Source organism: Ruegeria sp. BG7 (assembly GCF_056535685.1).
In genome coordinates this window covers 629,058-643,572 of the sequence record NZ_JBQFIU010000002.1, presented here as the reverse complement: position 1 = coordinate 643,572, position 14,515 = coordinate 629,058, and the positions used below count along the sequence as shown (strand labels likewise).

At 55.5% G+C, this 14,515-nt stretch carries 16 protein-coding genes and 1 tRNA gene; 13 read left to right on the top strand and 4 right to left on the bottom strand.

Features of this window, described 5'->3' with window-relative positions:
• Positions 1-11: 11 nt before the first annotated feature.
• Genes ACR3EH_RS20710 through ACR3EH_RS20700 form a run of 3 tightly spaced genes read left to right on the top strand, consistent with a single transcriptional unit; the run spans position 12 to position 986 of the window.
• A complete protein-coding gene (locus ACR3EH_RS20710; RefSeq protein ID WP_171185335.1) occupies positions 12-413 on the top strand; it encodes a hypothetical protein in 402 nt (133 codons plus the stop codon).
• Entirely contained in the window at positions 400-639 is a 240-nt protein-coding gene (locus ACR3EH_RS20705; RefSeq protein ID WP_171185337.1) for a hypothetical protein, read from the top strand. The genes ACR3EH_RS20710 and ACR3EH_RS20705 overlap by 14 nt, the downstream gene beginning before the upstream one ends.
• Positions 615-986, top strand: a complete 372-nt coding sequence (locus tag ACR3EH_RS20700) for a hypothetical protein (RefSeq protein WP_171675952.1) — start codon at positions 615-617, stop codon at positions 984-986. Before ACR3EH_RS20705 ends, ACR3EH_RS20700 begins: the two co-directional genes overlap by 25 nt.
• A 63-nt stretch (positions 987-1,049) precedes the next feature.
• On the opposite strand, the gene ACR3EH_RS20695 is transcribed toward ACR3EH_RS20700, so the two are convergent.
• Positions 1,050-1,126, bottom strand: a tRNA-Pro gene (locus tag ACR3EH_RS20695).
• Between the two features lie 108 nt (positions 1,127-1,234).
• A complete protein-coding gene (locus ACR3EH_RS20690; protein WP_171185340.1) occupies positions 1,235-2,350 on the bottom strand; it encodes a THUMP domain-containing class I SAM-dependent RNA methyltransferase in 1,116 nt (371 codons plus the stop codon).
• Positions 2,351-2,648: 298 nt separating this feature from the next.
• Here ACR3EH_RS20690 and ACR3EH_RS20685 point away from each other — a divergent pair, with 298 nt between their 5' ends.
• Genes ACR3EH_RS20685 through nqrF form a run of 6 tightly spaced genes read left to right on the top strand, consistent with a single transcriptional unit; the run spans position 2,649 to position 8,509 of the window.
• Positions 2,649-3,992: a Na(+)-translocating NADH-quinone reductase subunit A gene (locus tag ACR3EH_RS20685; RefSeq protein ID WP_171185343.1), complete on the top strand. Its 1,344-nt coding sequence runs from the start codon at positions 2,649-2,651 to the stop codon at positions 3,990-3,992.
• Positions 3,993-3,997: 5 nt separating this feature from the next.
• Positions 3,998-5,206, top strand: a complete 1,209-nt coding sequence (locus ACR3EH_RS20680; protein WP_171185345.1) for an NADH:ubiquinone reductase (Na(+)-transporting) subunit B — start codon at positions 3,998-4,000, stop codon at positions 5,204-5,206.
• Entirely contained in the window at positions 5,199-6,014 is an 816-nt protein-coding gene (locus ACR3EH_RS20675) for a Na(+)-translocating NADH-quinone reductase subunit C (RefSeq protein ID WP_171185346.1), read from the top strand. The genes ACR3EH_RS20680 and ACR3EH_RS20675 overlap by 8 nt, the downstream gene beginning before the upstream one ends.
• On the top strand, positions 6,014-6,667 hold the full coding sequence (locus ACR3EH_RS20670) for an NADH:ubiquinone reductase (Na(+)-transporting) subunit D (protein ID WP_152460184.1): 654 nt from the start codon (positions 6,014-6,016) through the stop codon (positions 6,665-6,667). Before ACR3EH_RS20675 ends, ACR3EH_RS20670 begins: the two co-directional genes overlap by 1 nt.
• Complete coding sequence (gene nqrE / locus ACR3EH_RS20665; protein WP_050603817.1) at positions 6,667-7,275, top strand: NADH:ubiquinone reductase (Na(+)-transporting) subunit E; 609 nt, start codon at positions 6,667-6,669, stop codon at positions 7,273-7,275. The genes ACR3EH_RS20670 and nqrE overlap by 1 nt, the downstream gene beginning before the upstream one ends.
• Before the next feature lie 10 nt (positions 7,276-7,285).
• Positions 7,286-8,509 carry an NADH:ubiquinone reductase (Na(+)-transporting) subunit F gene (gene nqrF / locus ACR3EH_RS20660; protein ID WP_171094931.1) on the top strand — a complete coding sequence of 408 codons (1,224 nt, stop codon included), beginning with the start codon at positions 7,286-7,288 and terminating at the stop codon, positions 8,507-8,509.
• Between the two features lie 57 nt (positions 8,510-8,566).
• Here nqrF and ACR3EH_RS20655 read toward each other — a convergent pair whose 3' ends face one another.
• Positions 8,567-9,580: an NAD-dependent epimerase/dehydratase family protein gene (locus ACR3EH_RS20655; protein WP_171185348.1), complete on the bottom strand. Its 1,014-nt coding sequence runs from the start codon at positions 9,578-9,580 to the stop codon at positions 8,567-8,569.
• 283 nt (positions 9,581-9,863) lie between these two features.
• Here ACR3EH_RS20655 and ACR3EH_RS20650 point away from each other — a divergent pair, with 283 nt between their 5' ends.
• The gene (locus tag ACR3EH_RS20650; protein ID WP_371732117.1) at positions 9,864-10,529 is read left to right on the top strand and encodes a metallophosphoesterase; all 666 of its coding nucleotides are present in this window, start codon (positions 9,864-9,866) and stop codon (positions 10,527-10,529) included.
• 2 nt (positions 10,530-10,531) lie between these two features.
• On the opposite strand, the gene ACR3EH_RS20645 is transcribed toward ACR3EH_RS20650, so the two are convergent.
• Complete coding sequence (locus ACR3EH_RS20645; protein ID WP_171094924.1) at positions 10,532-11,056, bottom strand: CBS domain-containing protein; 525 nt, start codon at positions 11,054-11,056, stop codon at positions 10,532-10,534.
• 374 nt (positions 11,057-11,430) lie between these two features.
• Here ACR3EH_RS20645 and ACR3EH_RS20640 point away from each other — a divergent pair, with 374 nt between their 5' ends.
• From ACR3EH_RS20640 to ACR3EH_RS20630, 3 genes are all read left to right on the top strand, one after another.
• Positions 11,431-12,456, top strand: coding sequence for an FAD:protein FMN transferase (locus ACR3EH_RS20640; RefSeq protein ID WP_253746462.1), 1,026 nt, complete (start codon positions 11,431-11,433; stop codon positions 12,454-12,456).
• A 14-nt stretch (positions 12,457-12,470) separates the two neighbouring features.
• A complete protein-coding gene (gene nqrM, locus ACR3EH_RS20635) occupies positions 12,471-12,707 on the top strand; it encodes a (Na+)-NQR maturation NqrM (protein ID WP_171094920.1) in 237 nt (78 codons plus the stop codon).
• A gap of 70 nt (positions 12,708-12,777) precedes the next feature.
• Complete coding sequence (locus ACR3EH_RS20630) at positions 12,778-14,448, top strand: sulfatase-like hydrolase/transferase (RefSeq protein ID WP_171185354.1); 1,671 nt, start codon at positions 12,778-12,780, stop codon at positions 14,446-14,448.
• Positions 14,449-14,515: the final 67 nt, after the last annotated feature.

Here is a 14,515-nt window from a genome sequence, read left to right as displayed (position 1 = left end):
GGAAATCAACTATGACAGACTTGAATAATGCGCTCGGCTGGAGCGATCCGATCCCTTGGGGTCAGGACCGCCCCGCCGACGCCATACCCAACGACATCAAACCCGGTATGTGGGTGCGGTCGGACATGATCGTGCGGCCAAATATGACCCACTGGCTGACCAAGCCCGGAAACCCATATCCACCGCCGTATGTAAGTGACTTCATGTGGGAGGTGATCGACGGCGAGAGCTTCAAGCTAGAAGTAGCCGAGCCTTACGCCACCCACCGGGTCGCCTCGTACTACCGCATCTGGGCCGGTGAACTTCCCAGCGAAACCGAGAACAAGACTGAAGCACCGAGTGATGAAGAAGAGTTGCTTCCGAGATTGCTTGAGAATTACGCCGAAAAGGAGAAAGCAAATGCATCTGCCTGATAGCGAACGTGAGATCATCGACCCGGCGCAGGCTGAACATGATGCCGTGATTACAGCCTTTGTCGAACAGAACCCAACGGACTTGCAGCGCAGGCGCGACGACCTTGCTGCCATCCAGCAAAGCCACCGATGGCTCATGTTTACAACAAGGCTTGTCACGCGGTCGGAAGTGGCGCAGAGATCGATGACGATCCGAGGCTGGTGTCTGATCGACAATGGCGGGTGACGTTGAAGCTGGCTGCAACCTTCATCCAGCGCAACGGACAGATGTCACCGGCGCAGGTTCGACATGAATGGGCGCTCTTGATGGCGGAGCAGGACGGGATGCACTACTCGCCGCCTGAACTGTTGATCGTCTACGAGGACCTGCCCGTTGCCAAGCAACTGGAAGAGCAGGCCGATGTGCAGGCGATGAGAGCCGCGATGTCGCCTCCCCAGATAGTTGAGGATCACACCCGACTATCGGACGCTCAACTGTTGTATCGGGTCCACAGCGCTGACGACCAGATTGCTGCCGTGGAATTGGCACGACGACGTGTGCTTAGGCAAATCGGCCAAATGGGCGTGAATTGATTACTTGGTGTGGGATTGTAGAAATCCATCAAAAACTCACACACGGTAAGTATTTGATTTTATTGGTCGGAGTGAGAGGATTCGAACCTCCGACCCCTGCCTCCCGAAGACAGTGCTCTACCAGGCTGAGCTACACTCCGACCGTGGCGGGTGATCTATACCCGGCGGTTCCGATGCGCAAGAGGATTTTGGGGCTTGGACGTGGGAAATCGTTGGCGGAACAGGGCACGGCAATTTGATAATCGGAGTCAGCCGAGTGGATCCGTTTTGTACAGGCGAATTTTTGTGCCGCCATGGTCGACCACCGGGCCTGGCGCCAATAGTGGAAGACGGGTTGACCTAGCCAAGGAAGCGGAACTGGTCACTATTCCAACCCGCCACCCCTGAAATCGGCTCATCAGGGCTTTGCCCATTGCACCATAGACCGAGCGCAGCCGCTTTTCGTCTCCGATCCGTGCACCATAAGGCGGGTTCACAATTACCAGCCCCTTTGGGCCTTCCGGCGGTTTCATGTCACTAACCGACTTCAAATGAAACTGTGTCGCTTGGCTCACCTGCGCTCGCTTGGCGTTTGCTGTGGCAGCTTCAATCGCACCTGCATTTCTGTCCGAGCCGCAGAAGGTTAGCCCAGTTTCCTTGCTGGTGATGCAGTCTCTCATTGATTTCCAATGGTCGCGATCAAAACTGGCAAGGTCTTCAAAAGCAAAACTGCGCGACCGGCCGGGCAGCAAGCCCAGGGCGATTTCGGCGGCCTCGATCACAAACGTGCCTGACCCGCACATCGGATCAAGGACAGGTTCGTTACCGGTGTAGCCGCAGTCGTGCAGAAACATGGCGGCCATTGTTTCCCGCATCGGCGCTTTGGCTATCGCTTCCTTATGCCCGCGCTTGTGCAAAAGCTCGCCTGAGCTGTCGATCGACAATGTGCACATGTCTTTTTCGATTCGCAGAAGGACCCTTAGGCTGGCTTCAGATGAGATCGGAGCCCCCAATGTCTCGGATATCGCGCGTTCGATCCTTTGTCGGGCGGCTCCGGCATGGTAAATCCGGGATTTGCGGCTTGTTGCCTCGACCTTGATCGGAACGTCCGGGCGCAGGAACTCTTTCCACGGAAATTTGCGGGCCCGTTTGTCCAGCTGAGCCAGATGCACCGCCGGGAAGTTCCCCAACCGCACAAGAACCTTGTTCGCACCCCTCAAGGTCAGGTTGGCCCGCCAGACTTCGGACCAAGATCCTCGGCACGTTACGCCGCCTCGAACCTCTTTCGCCTGGGCGAATCCGTTCGACTGCGCCTCGGCGCATAAGGGACCTTCGAGGCCCGGTGTCGCAATCAGAAAGATGTCGAGGTCTGCGTTTTGTTCCATTTTGGTTGCTTACACCGGAACCTTCGCGGGTGCGACACGCTTTTTTTGGCGCCCGAAATGTGTCACTTTGCCGAGTAAATAGCGGGAAAGTGCGGTTTCAAGATAACTTTTGGCGGTAACAGGTTTGCGTTTAGAAGCGTCCCCGCGTAAAGGGTCCGTGATCGGAATTATGCCTGCGGAATTTGGACCCATTTTGTCGCTTTCGCGACAAGTGGTATGAATTTCCGCGTTATTGCATGGCCCCAACTGGCGTCAGCAATGCAGGCGCAGCAATGAAGGCTTGGAAGAACGTAGCGACATGCAAACTTTCAAACTTAAAAAAGGGTTGGATCTGCCGGTTGAAGGCGCTCCCGACCAGACCATCCATCCGGGGCCGGATTATAAGACCGTCGGCGTTTTGGGTGGAGACTATATCGGCCTGAAGCCCAAGATGTTGGTGCAAGAGGGCGAGGATGTTCAACGGGGTGCACCGTTGTTCTGTCACAAGGACGCACCAGAGGCGATGATGGTTGCGCCGGTAAGCGGTAAAGTGGTTGCCATCAACCGGGGTGCCCGCCGTGTCCTGCAAAGCGTTGTGATCGAAGTGTCGGATGCAAATGACAACGGCGTCGATTTTTCGAACGTTGGCGATGCAAACAGCGCAGAAGGTGTGACCGCCAAACTGTGTGCCGCTGGCCTGTGGACCGCGTTTCGCACGCGGCCATATTCTAAAATGCCGCAGCCTGGCAGCGCACCGACAGCAATCTTTGTAACTGCCATGGACAGTGATCCGCTGGCCCCAGACGCCGCGTCGATCATCGCTGAAGCGCCCGAGGCGTTCAACTCGGGTCTGGCAGCGATCACCAAACTGACCGAAGGAAAAACCTTTCTGTGCCAGAAGGACGGCGATGCGATCCCCGGAGCAGATGTTCCCGGCGTAGAAGCGGCGGCGTTTTCTGGACCGCACCCGTCTGGTCTGGCGGGTACCCATATCCATTTTCTCGAGCCTCTGGCTGGTGAAAAGCAGGTCTGGACCATCAGCTATCAGGATGTCATTGCAATCGGCCGCCTGATGCAAACGGGTCATTTGGATCCCAATATTGTGATTGCTTTGACCGGACCCGGGGCGCGTCAGCCGCGCCTAGTACGCACCGTTATGGGTGCATCCACGGATGACCTGACCCGTGATGAGGTGAACGTGGACGGCACGCCGCGTATCATCTCGGGCTCAATCCTGTCTGGTCAGCAAGCTGATGGACCGACAGCCTATCTGGGTCGTTTTGCGCGCCAGATCAGTATCATACGTGAAGATCACGATCAAATTCCGATGGGCTGGATTCGTCCAATGCCATCGAAGTTTTCTGTTCAGCCCGTTTTGGGTTCTGCGTTTGCCAAGAAGCTGTACGCTTTTACATCCAACCTGAATGGTGGACGTCGCGCGATGGTGCCAACCGGTGTGTTCGAGGAACTGATGCCGCAGGATTACCTGCCCACACAGTTACTGCGCGCTTTGTTGGTGATGGATACCGACACCGCCCAAGCCTTGGGCGCATTGGAGCTGGATGAAGAGGACCTAGGCCTTGTGGGCTTTGCCTGTCCAGCGAAATATGAATACGGGCTGGCGCTGCGCGACTGCCTGAGCAAGATTGAAAAGGAGGGCTGATCCAAATGGGTTTGCGCAGCTTCTTCGATCGGATCGAGCCGAACTTTACCAAGGGCGGCAAGTACGAAAAGTATTTCCCCATCTACGAGATGGTCGAAAGCTTTATCTACACTCCGAAAACTGTGACCACCGTTGCCCCTCATGCGCGGTCTTACGTGGATATGAAGCGGATCATGACCTATGTCGTGATCGCGACGATCCCGTGTATCCTGTGGGGAATGTACAATACCGGCTATCAGGCCAATTCAGCTATAGCCACGCTTGGGCCTGATTCCGCAACTGGATGGCGGATCGCCATTCTGCAGATGTTTGGCATCTCGCTGAACCCGGAAAGCATTTTTGCCAATGTCATGCACGGGCTGATGTATTTCCTACCGATCTATATCGTCACGCTGGTCGCCGGTGGTATTTTCGAGGTCATCTTCGCAACCGTGCGCGGGCACGAGGTGAACGAGGGTTTCCTTGTCACATCAATGCTCTACACGCTGATCATGCCAGCAACCACGCCACTTTGGCAGGTCGCATTGGGGATTATCTTCGGTGTCGTGATCGGTAAGGAAGTGTTTGGTGGGACAGGCAAGAACTTCCTCAACCCGGCGCTGGTTGGCCGGGCTTTCTTGTACTTCGCTTATCCTGCGCAGATGTCGGGCGATGCGGTTTGGACCCCGGTTGATGGGTTCTCGGGTGCAACTGCACTGGCGGTTTCGGCGGCTGACGGCGTTCAGGCGCTGGCGGCTGAAGGCATCACCTGGTCAAACGCGTTCTTCGGACAGATCCAGGGCAGCTTTGGTGAGACATCGACCTTGGCGTGTATGATCGGTCTGGCCTTCCTGCTGACGACGAAGATTGCCAATTACCGGCTGATTGTGGGCTGTCTGGCCGGAACTATCGGCTTTACCCTGCTGCTGAACCTCATTGGCTCGGACACCAACCCAATGTTCGCGATGCCATGGTACTGGCACATCGTTCTGGGCGGTTACGCGTTTGGTCTGGCCTTTATGGTGACCGAACCGGTTTCGGCCAGCCACACCAACGTAGGTCGCTATATCTATGGCGCTCTGATCGGTGTCATGGTTGTGATGATCCGCGTGATCAATCCGGCTTTCCCCGAAGGCATGATGCTGGCAATCCTGTTCGGGAACGTTTTTGCACCGCTGATCGATTACTTCGTCGTTCAGGCCAACATTAAACGGAGGGCGCGTCGCCATGTCTGATACGCATTCCCAAGAACCGAAGGGCGCGATTGCCAAGTTTCTGGCGGCCTCGCCGGACTCGGTTGGCAAAACGATCTTCATCGCCGTCGCCGTTTGTCTTGTCGCCTCGATGGTCGTTTCCGCCGCAGCCGTTAGCCTGCGCCCGGTACAGGAAACCAACCGACTGAAGGACAAACAGGTCAACGTTCTGCAAGTTGCGGGCGTTTTTGAACCCGGCATCGATGTGACCGAAGCGTTTGCCGCTTTTGAACCGCATGTGCTGGAACTGTCCACCGGTGACTTCGTCGATGATCGGTTCGACCCGACCACCTTCGACGACATCGCTGCTGCCAGCGACCCTGAGTTGAGCGTTGCGCTGGACGATGATCCCGCGGGCATTGGTCGCAAGTCGAAATACCGCGTGATTTACCTACTGCGTGATGATGCAGGTGATCTGGACAAGGTGATCCTGCCGCTGCACGGCTATGGTCTATGGTCCACGCTTTATGGCTTTATTGCGCTGGAGAATAACGGCAACGATATCTACGGCCTGCAATTCTATCAGCACGGCGAAACCCCCGGCCTTGGGGCCGAGGTGGATAACCCGCGCTGGAAAGCGTTGTGGAATGGCAAGAAGTTGCGCGATGACAATGGTGATCTGCAAATCACGGTGTCCAAATCGCAACCTGCGGCCGGTCCCGATTTCTATATCGATGCTCTGGCAGGGGCGACCCTGACCTCGGTTGGTGTCGATAACCTGGTGAAATTCTGGATGGGTGACGCGGGCTATGCTCCGTTCCTGGCCAAGCTGCAAGCAGGAGAGTTCTAATGTCTCAGACCAAGAAAGAGATGCTGGTCGACCCGCTTGTCGACAACAACCCGATCACCTTGCAGGTGCTGGGCATCTGTTCGGCGCTGGCGGTGACCTCGTCGCTGCAGGTGTCGATGGTGATGGCGCTGGCGGTGATCTTCGTGACCTCGTTCTCGTCTTTCTTCATCTCTTGCCTGCGCAACCAGATTCCCGGTTCGATCCGGATCATCGTACAGATGGTGATCATCGCCTCGCTGGTGATCCTCGTGGACCAGATCCTGAAAGCCTATGCTTTCGAGATCTCGAAAACCCTGTCGGTCTTCGTCGGTCTGATCATCACCAACTGTATCGTGATGGGCCGCGCCGAGGCGTTTGCGATGAAGAACCCGCCCGTTGCGTCCTTTATCGACGGCATGGGCAACGGCATGGGCTATGGTCTGATCCTGCTGCTGGTCGGCTTCATTCGTGAGTTGTTCGGCGCCGGGTCGCTGTTCGGCGTTACCATTCTGGAGACCGTCAACAACGGTGGCTGGTACGTGCCCAACGGCATGCTGCTGCTGCCCCCGTCGGCGTTCTTCATCATCGGTCTGATCATCTGGGCCTTCCGCACATGGAAGCCGAACCAGGTGGAAGAGCGTGAATACAAAATTCAGCAGGTAGAGGCCCACTAATGGAAGGTCTGATCTCACTGGCCGTAAAGGCCATCTTTGTCGAAAACCTTGCGCTCAGCTTCTTCCTGGGGATGTGTACCTTCATCGCCGTTTCCAAGAAGATTTCAACCGCGCTGGGTCTGGGTATTTCGGTTATGGTCGTGCAGGCCATCACCGTGCCCGCGAACAATCTGTTGCTGAACTACTTGCTGAAACCGGGCGCACTTGCCTGGGCTGGCTTCCCGGATGTGGACCTGACCTTCCTTGGCCTGATCTCGTATATCGGCGTGATCGCGGCGATGGTTCAGATCCTCGAGATGGTTTTGGACAAGTACTTCCCGCCGCTTTACAACGCGCTGGGGATTTTCCTGCCGCTGATCACAGTGAACTGCGCCATTCTGGGTGGGTCTTTGTTCATGGTCGAGCGTGACTACAACTTTGCCGAGGCGGCAACCTATGGCCTGTCTTCGGGCTTTGGTTGGGCGTTGGCGATCACTGCGATGGCGGGTGTTCGCGAAAAGCTGAAATATTCGGACATTCCCGACGGCCTACAGGGTCTGGGCATCACCTTCATCACCGCAGGATTGATGGCCATGGCCTTCATGTCCTTCTCGGGCGTGAAACTGTAAGGAGGCGTCAATGGAAACCTTTACCCTAGGCGTAGCTCTTTTCACCGTCATCGTTCTGGCACTGGTGGCCGTCATCATGGCCGCCCGGTCCAAGCTGGTGTCGACCGGCAACGTGAACATCACAATCAATGGCGAGAAAACCATTTCCGTACCAGCTGGCGGCAAATTGCTGCAAACGCTGGCGGCCGAAAAGCTTTTTGTTCCTTCGGCTTGCGGGGGTGGTGGCACCTGTGCGCAATGTCGGGTGCGCGTGCATTCGGGTGGTGGGTCGATCCTGCCCACTGAGGAAAGCCATATCACCAAACGCGAAGCCTCGTGCGGTGACCGACTGTCCTGTCAGGTGGCCGTGAAGCAGGATATGGACATCGAAGTCCCCGAAGAGGTCTTTGGCGTCAAGAAATGGGAATGCACGGTGCGTTCGAATGAGAACGTGGCAACCTTCATCAAGGCGCTGACGCTGGATCTGCCGGAAGGCGAGGACGTGAACTTCCGCGCGGGTGGCTACATTCAGATTGAAGCCCCTGCGCACGCGTTGAAATACACTGATTTCGACGTGGAAGAGGAATATCGCGAAGACTGGGACCGCTTCAATCTTTGGCAGTACGAGTCGGTTGTCGCGGAACCGATCGAGCGCGCCTATTCGATGGCCAACTACCCGGACGAGAAGGGCATGATCATGCTGAACGTCCGCGTAGCTTCACCGCCTCCGGGCTCGGAAGGTATCCCTCCGGGTCAGATGTCATCTTACATCTTCAACTTGAAGCCGGGTGACAAGGTCACAATCTCGGGTCCGTTTGGCGAGTTCTTCGCGCGCGAGACCCAAAAAGAGATGGTGTTCATCGGTGGTGGTGCGGGCATGGCCCCCATGCGCAGCCACATTTTTGACCAGCTCAAACGTCTGGAAAATCGCGATCGCAAGATCAGCTTCTGGTACGGCGCGCGGTCGAAGAAAGAGATGTTCTTTGTCGAAGATTTCGACCAACTGGCCGAAGAGTTCGACAATTTCGATTGGCATGTCGCGCTTTCGGATGCGCAGCCCGAGGATGACTGGAAAGGCTATACCGGTTTCATCCATAACGTCCTGTTCGAAGAATACCTCAAGAACCATCCCGCGCCAGAAGACTGTGAATTCTACATGTGTGGCCCGCCCATCATGAACCAGTCGGTCATCAACATGCTGCTGGACCTGGGCGTGGACCGAGAAGACATCATGCTCGACGATTTTGGCGGGTAAGAAAACAAGAACCGGCGCTTCAAGCGCCGGTTTTTTCGTTTTGGCCGTCACACGACGCTATTTTCCGTAATAATCCCGATACCAGGAAACGAACTGGGCTATGCCGTCTTTCAGGTCCGTCTGTGGACGGTAATTGGTCAGCCGCTGCAACAAACGGTTGTCAGCCCATGTCGCATGAACGTCGCCCATCTGCATCGGCATAAAGTTCTTGATTGCCTTCTGTCCAACCGCCTCTTCGATAGCTTCGATGAAATCCATCAAGCGCACTTTGTCGCCGTTTCCAATATTGACGATACGATAGGGTGCTACGGGTGACAGGCTGTCGCCGTCCTCAATGTCTTCACGGCTGGCCGGCCGGACCGGGGGCACATCGATTAGCAATCTGATCCCGCGCACAAGATCCTCAACATGGGTGAAGTCCCGATACATGTCTCCATGATTGTAGATATCAATGGGACGACCTTCCAAAATGGCGGCCACAAACTTGAAATAGGCCAGATCGGGCCGCCCCCAGGTGCCATAGACCGTAAAGAACCGAAACATCGTGGTCGGCAGCTTCCACAGATGCGCATAGGAATGCCCCATCGCCTCATTCGCCTTTTTGGTGGCAGAGTAGATGGTCAATTGCGTGTCCGCTTTTTCCGTTTCGGTAAACGGCATTTCTTCGTTGGCACCATAGATGGACGAGGTCGAAGCCATCAACAGATGCTCGACCTCATGCTGACGCGCGATTTCCATTACGTTGAACGTGCCAACGACGTTAGATTCGATATAGCTTCGGGGGTATTCGAGGCTGTGCCGAACACCGGCTTGGGCCGCCAGGTGGACGATGAAATCGGGTTGGAACTCGTCCGCCACTTGCACCAGACGGTCATAGTTTTCCAGCCGATCTTCGGTCGCGGTAAACCCTGGGGTTTGCAATAGGATCTGATGTCTGCGCTGTTTCAGGGTCACATCGTAATAATCGGTCATTCCGTCATAGCCATGCACCCGGAACCCTTCTGCCAGAAGCAGCTTGGCCAGGTGGAAACCGATGAACCCCGCAGAGCCCGTAATCAATACCCGCTTCATAAAACCCTCTGAACGCTCTGCAAAACCATGGCTGACCAAACGGCTTTGGTCCATGAACCAGACCAATGGCGTTTGACGACTTTCAAGGCCATATCGGACAACCTATGGCCGTTGGTCAACACTTTGCCTGCTCAATCAGTTGTTCATTGCCGCCAATAGGCGAGAAGGGTAGGGAACAGACCGTATGATAAGCAATTGGATCAGACAGCGACTTCAACGCAAAACAGGGCGAGCAACCGATACCTTCCCCTGTGACATCGCCCCCACCACGCGAGTGACGGCGGTGGCTGATATTCATGGCCGTCTGGATTTGTTGCATGCGTTGTTGCCACGCTTGGATGATCAAAGCCCTCTGGTTTTTGTTGGAGACTACATTGACCGGGGGCCTTTCAGCGCGCAAGTGTTGCGCCATCTGCACCATCTGAGCGACGCATCAGATCGGAACGTCCATTGCCTCCTTGGTAACCATGAAGAGATGTTGTTGCATTTCTTGGATGATCCAGAACGCCATGCACGGCTCTGGTTTCGAAACGGAGGTCTGCATACGCTGGCGTCATTCGGGCTCAAACCAACTGGAGACCTGGAAGAAAGCCGGAAAGTCAAGGAACTGGCCGAAGGCCTACGACAAGCGATGGGTCAGGAATTGCTGGAATGGCTGACAAAGCGGCCCCTGACCTGGACCAGTGGCAACGTCACTATTGTTCACGCGGCTTTGGACCCTCGTCGCCCTGTCGAAGCTCAGGATCGTCAGATCTGCCTTTGGGGACATCCCATGTTCCCAAGAACCGCGCGCGGCGATGATCAATGGGTGGTGCACGGTCACACAATCGTAAACCAGCCCCGTGTCAGAAACAGGGTCCTGTCGATTGACACGGGCGCTTTTGCCTCAGGCCGGTTGACGGCCGCGGAGATCGAGGACGGAGGCGTCAGGTTCCTTTCGACGGGCTGATCCTAGCCGACAATCATCTGCTTCATTCGAAGGGCTTCGTATTCCAGCTCTTTCAATCGGAAATGCACGACGTCTCCGATAGTGATGACGCCACTCAAATGGCCGTCACGCAGAACGGGCATATGGCGGAAACGACCTTCGGTCATTGTCTTCAGCACATCGTTTAGCAGATCGTCTGGTGTACAGGTCTTGACCTCTTTGGTCATCAGGTCTTCGACCGCTTGCGGCAAGGTCTGGCCGGGTGTGTCTGCCATGCGCCGCACAATGTCGCGCTCTGACAGGATGCCTTGCAAGGCTCCGTTTTGATCTGTCACCAAAACGGCCCCGATCCGCTTGTCCTTAAGCGTGTTGACCACCGAATGGATCGTATCGTTTGGCCGCACCGAAAATACCGCGTCCCCTTTTCCCTCAAGCAGTTTGGCCACGGTGGTCTGTGAGTGCGACAAGTTCGATTCTGCCGATTGGCTATACGTCGTCTTGTCTGCCTTGTCGCCGCGTGTTGGTGACTGGTAAGAGGTTGGGGCCATGGGCAATCTCCTTATGGTTCTTGCAATGTCTTTCCCTTTCACCTTAGCGCAGCTAAACGACCTGTATAGGGTGCAAATGCCCGAATGCACGAAATCTGGGTCAACAAAGGACGATCAAGCTTGTGAGTGGACTCTACCTTACACCGCCTGTGGCCGCTTTGATCTTCTTTGCGGTTGTCGTGTGTGGTCACAACTTTCGCATGGCCTGGAAGCACCAGGCCCCGGGGTGGCAGAAGCGAGCGTGGTTGTTTGGAGTTCCGGCTGGGGTTGGGCTTTTGGTATTGGGTTTTCTGCCGTTAAAACTCTGATGTCGATTTGACTCTGACGAGGGTCACTGGCATATGCCGGGCACAGAAATTCCCGGAGCTCGCCCTATGCGTCTTTTGCCTTTTGTGGCCCTTGTTGCCCTTCTTTCCGGCTGCTTTTTGGACAAGGAGCCCGAAGTGGTTCGCCTGTCCGGTGAAACGATGGGGACAACCTTCAATATCACTGCCATAGGCGACGATCTGGACGAGGCCAAACTTGCAGCCTCGGTCGATGAGACATTGGCTGAGGTCAACGCGAAGATGTCGAACTGGGACTCGAATTCCGAGGTCTCTGTCTTTTCGGCGTCGGCCAGTACAGAGCCGATGACTATCTCGGACGAATTCGGTTTGGTCATCGCTGCTGCCAACGACGTGCACGAAAAAACCGGTGGAATTTTCGATGTGACCCTTGGCCCACTGATCGAATTATGGGGGTTTGGCCCTCGTAAGCCCGAAGATCCGGTGCCGTCTGACGCTGACATCCAGGCCGCGTTAAACGGCGTCGGCCAAAGCCGTCTGCTGACGCTGGATGACGAAGCCGGAACTCTTGCGAAATCTGACGCCAGCGTCGGTATCAACCTGTCTGCAATTGCCAAGGGATATGGCATCGATGCGGTTGCCGAAACCTTAAGGGACGCCGGAATCGAGAATTACCTGGTTGAAATTGGTGGTGATCTGGTTGCCATGGGTCAGAACGAAAAGGGCGAAGCTTGGCGCATCGGCATCGAAAAACCGGAAACGGGCAGTCAGAGCATTCAGCTGATCGTGTCAGTGAATGACCTGGGCATGGCCAGCTCGGGCGACTACAAGAATTTCTTCGAACAGGACGGCGTGCGCTATTCGCATATTATCGATCCCACGACCGGACGCCCGATCACGCACCGGACGACCTCTGTCACTGTTTTGGCCGAAAACGCGATGATGGCCGATGCATGGGCCACCGCGATGCTGGCCTTGGGTCAGGAAAAGGGCCTGAAACTGGCGGAAGAGCATAAACTTGCCGTGTATTTCATCTCGCGGGATGTGACAGGCGGTGAAGAAGCTTATATTACTGCCCATAGCACCGCGTTCAAAGACGCGCTGGAATCGAACTGACTGGAGGAGCTGAGATGAGCACTTTTATTCTGGCTTTTATTCTTCTCGCCCTCGTTATGGTGGGTATGTCACTCGGCGTCATGCTGATGGGCAAGACCATCAAAGGCAGCTGTGGTGGTCTGAATGCCATATCGGGTGCTGATAAATGCGTTGTCTGCCAAAAAGACGTGGATCCCAACAGCCCGTTGCGCGATCAGCTGCAATGCAAGCGCGCCAAGAAGATGCTGGAGCAGATGGAACGTCAGGCCTGAAGCAAAGTTTTGCTTCGCACTGCGGACGGAAATGGCTAACTAAGTTTCCGTAAGGTTTAGGGGCGTCGCGTTGGCCAAGGCAAAAAACATCCTGTTCATCATGTTCGACCAGCTACGCTGGGACTATCTGAGCTGTTACGGGCATCCGCACCTGCACACGCCAAACATAGATCGCCTGGCAGCCAAAGGCGTGCGGTTTAACCGGGCTTACATTCAGTCACCAATCTGCGGCAGTTCGCGCATGTCGACCTATACCGGGCGCTATGTGCATTCGCATGGGGCGTCTTGGAACGGTATTCCGCTCAAAGTCGGCGAGATCACGATGGGTGATCATCTGCGCAAGGCGGGAATGGACTGCTGGCTGGTCGGCAAAACCCACATGCGCGCCGATGCCGAAGGCATGGCGCGGTTGGGGCTGGAACCCGACAGCCTGATTGGTGCCCGGGTTGCCGAATGCGGCTTTGACGTGTTCGAACGCGATGACGGTATGCTGCCCGAGGGTCCCGACGGGTTTTACGATCCGCACGGAGCGAAGGAGTACAACAAGTTCCTCAAGGCCAAGGGGTACGAGAGCGACAATCCATGGCATGATTTTGCCAATTCAGGTCTGGATGCCGAGGGCAACGTGCTGTCCGGCTGGTTTCTGAAGAACGCGCCCGAAGCGGCCAACATCGCCGAAGAAGACAGTGAAACGCCTTATCTGACAGGGCGCGGTATTGAGTTCATGGAATCACATAACGGACCGTGGTGCTGCCACTTGAGCTTTATCAAACCGCATTGGCCTTACATCGTGCCAGAACCTTATGCCTCAATGTTCGGTCCAGAACATGTTTTGCCCGTAGTGCGATCCGAGGCTGAACGGCAAAATGCGCATCCGGTGCTCAAGGCGTTCATGGACACAAAGATTGGTCAGACCTTTTCGCGACAGGATGTGCGTGAGGCGGTGATCCCAGCCTATATGGGCTTGATCAAACAAGCCGACGACCAGATGGGGCGTCTGTTCGACTGGATGGAAAAAACCGGGCGGATGGACGACACGATGATCGTTCTAACCTCGGATCACGGTGACTTTCTTGGTGATCATTGGATGGGTGAGAAGACGTTTTTTCACGATGCTTCGACCAAAATGCCGCTGATCATTTATGATCCATCGCCTGAAGCAAATGCGACCCGTGGGACGGTCAGTGATGCGCTGGTCGAGTCCATCGATTTGGCTCCAACCTTTGTTGATCTGGCAGGCGGTGACGTTGCCACTCATATCCTTGAAGGTCATTCGTTGCTGCCCATCCTGCATGGGACCGCAGAAGAGGTGCCCCGGGACTTTGTCATCTGCGAATATGATTACTCAGGCTCACCGATCGCTGATATCGTAGGAGTGTCGGTTCGCGAAGCGGTGATGTTCATGGTGGCCAACAAAAAGTGGAAACTGATCCATTGCGAAGGCGGGTACAGACCGATCCTGTTTGATCTGGAAAACGATCCTCAGGAACTGAATGATCTGGGCAACAGCGCAGAGCATGCAAACGTGATCGCTGAAATGTATGATCACCTGTTCGCATGGGCGCGGCGACCGTCACAACGCACCACGAGGTCGGAACAGCAATTGATCGACATGCGTACCAAAAGTAGAGGCCGAGGCATTGTCTTGGGTGTGTATGATGAAAATGACGCGCCTTTGGACCTTACTGTGAAGTACCGAAATCGAAAGGCACGTCCATACAAGAGCTACCTCAAGGAATAGCGCCTCTGCGTCTATTAAATCTTTTTCACCTGCCCAAAGGTGGTTCACCCGCCGAAGGCAAGGCGAT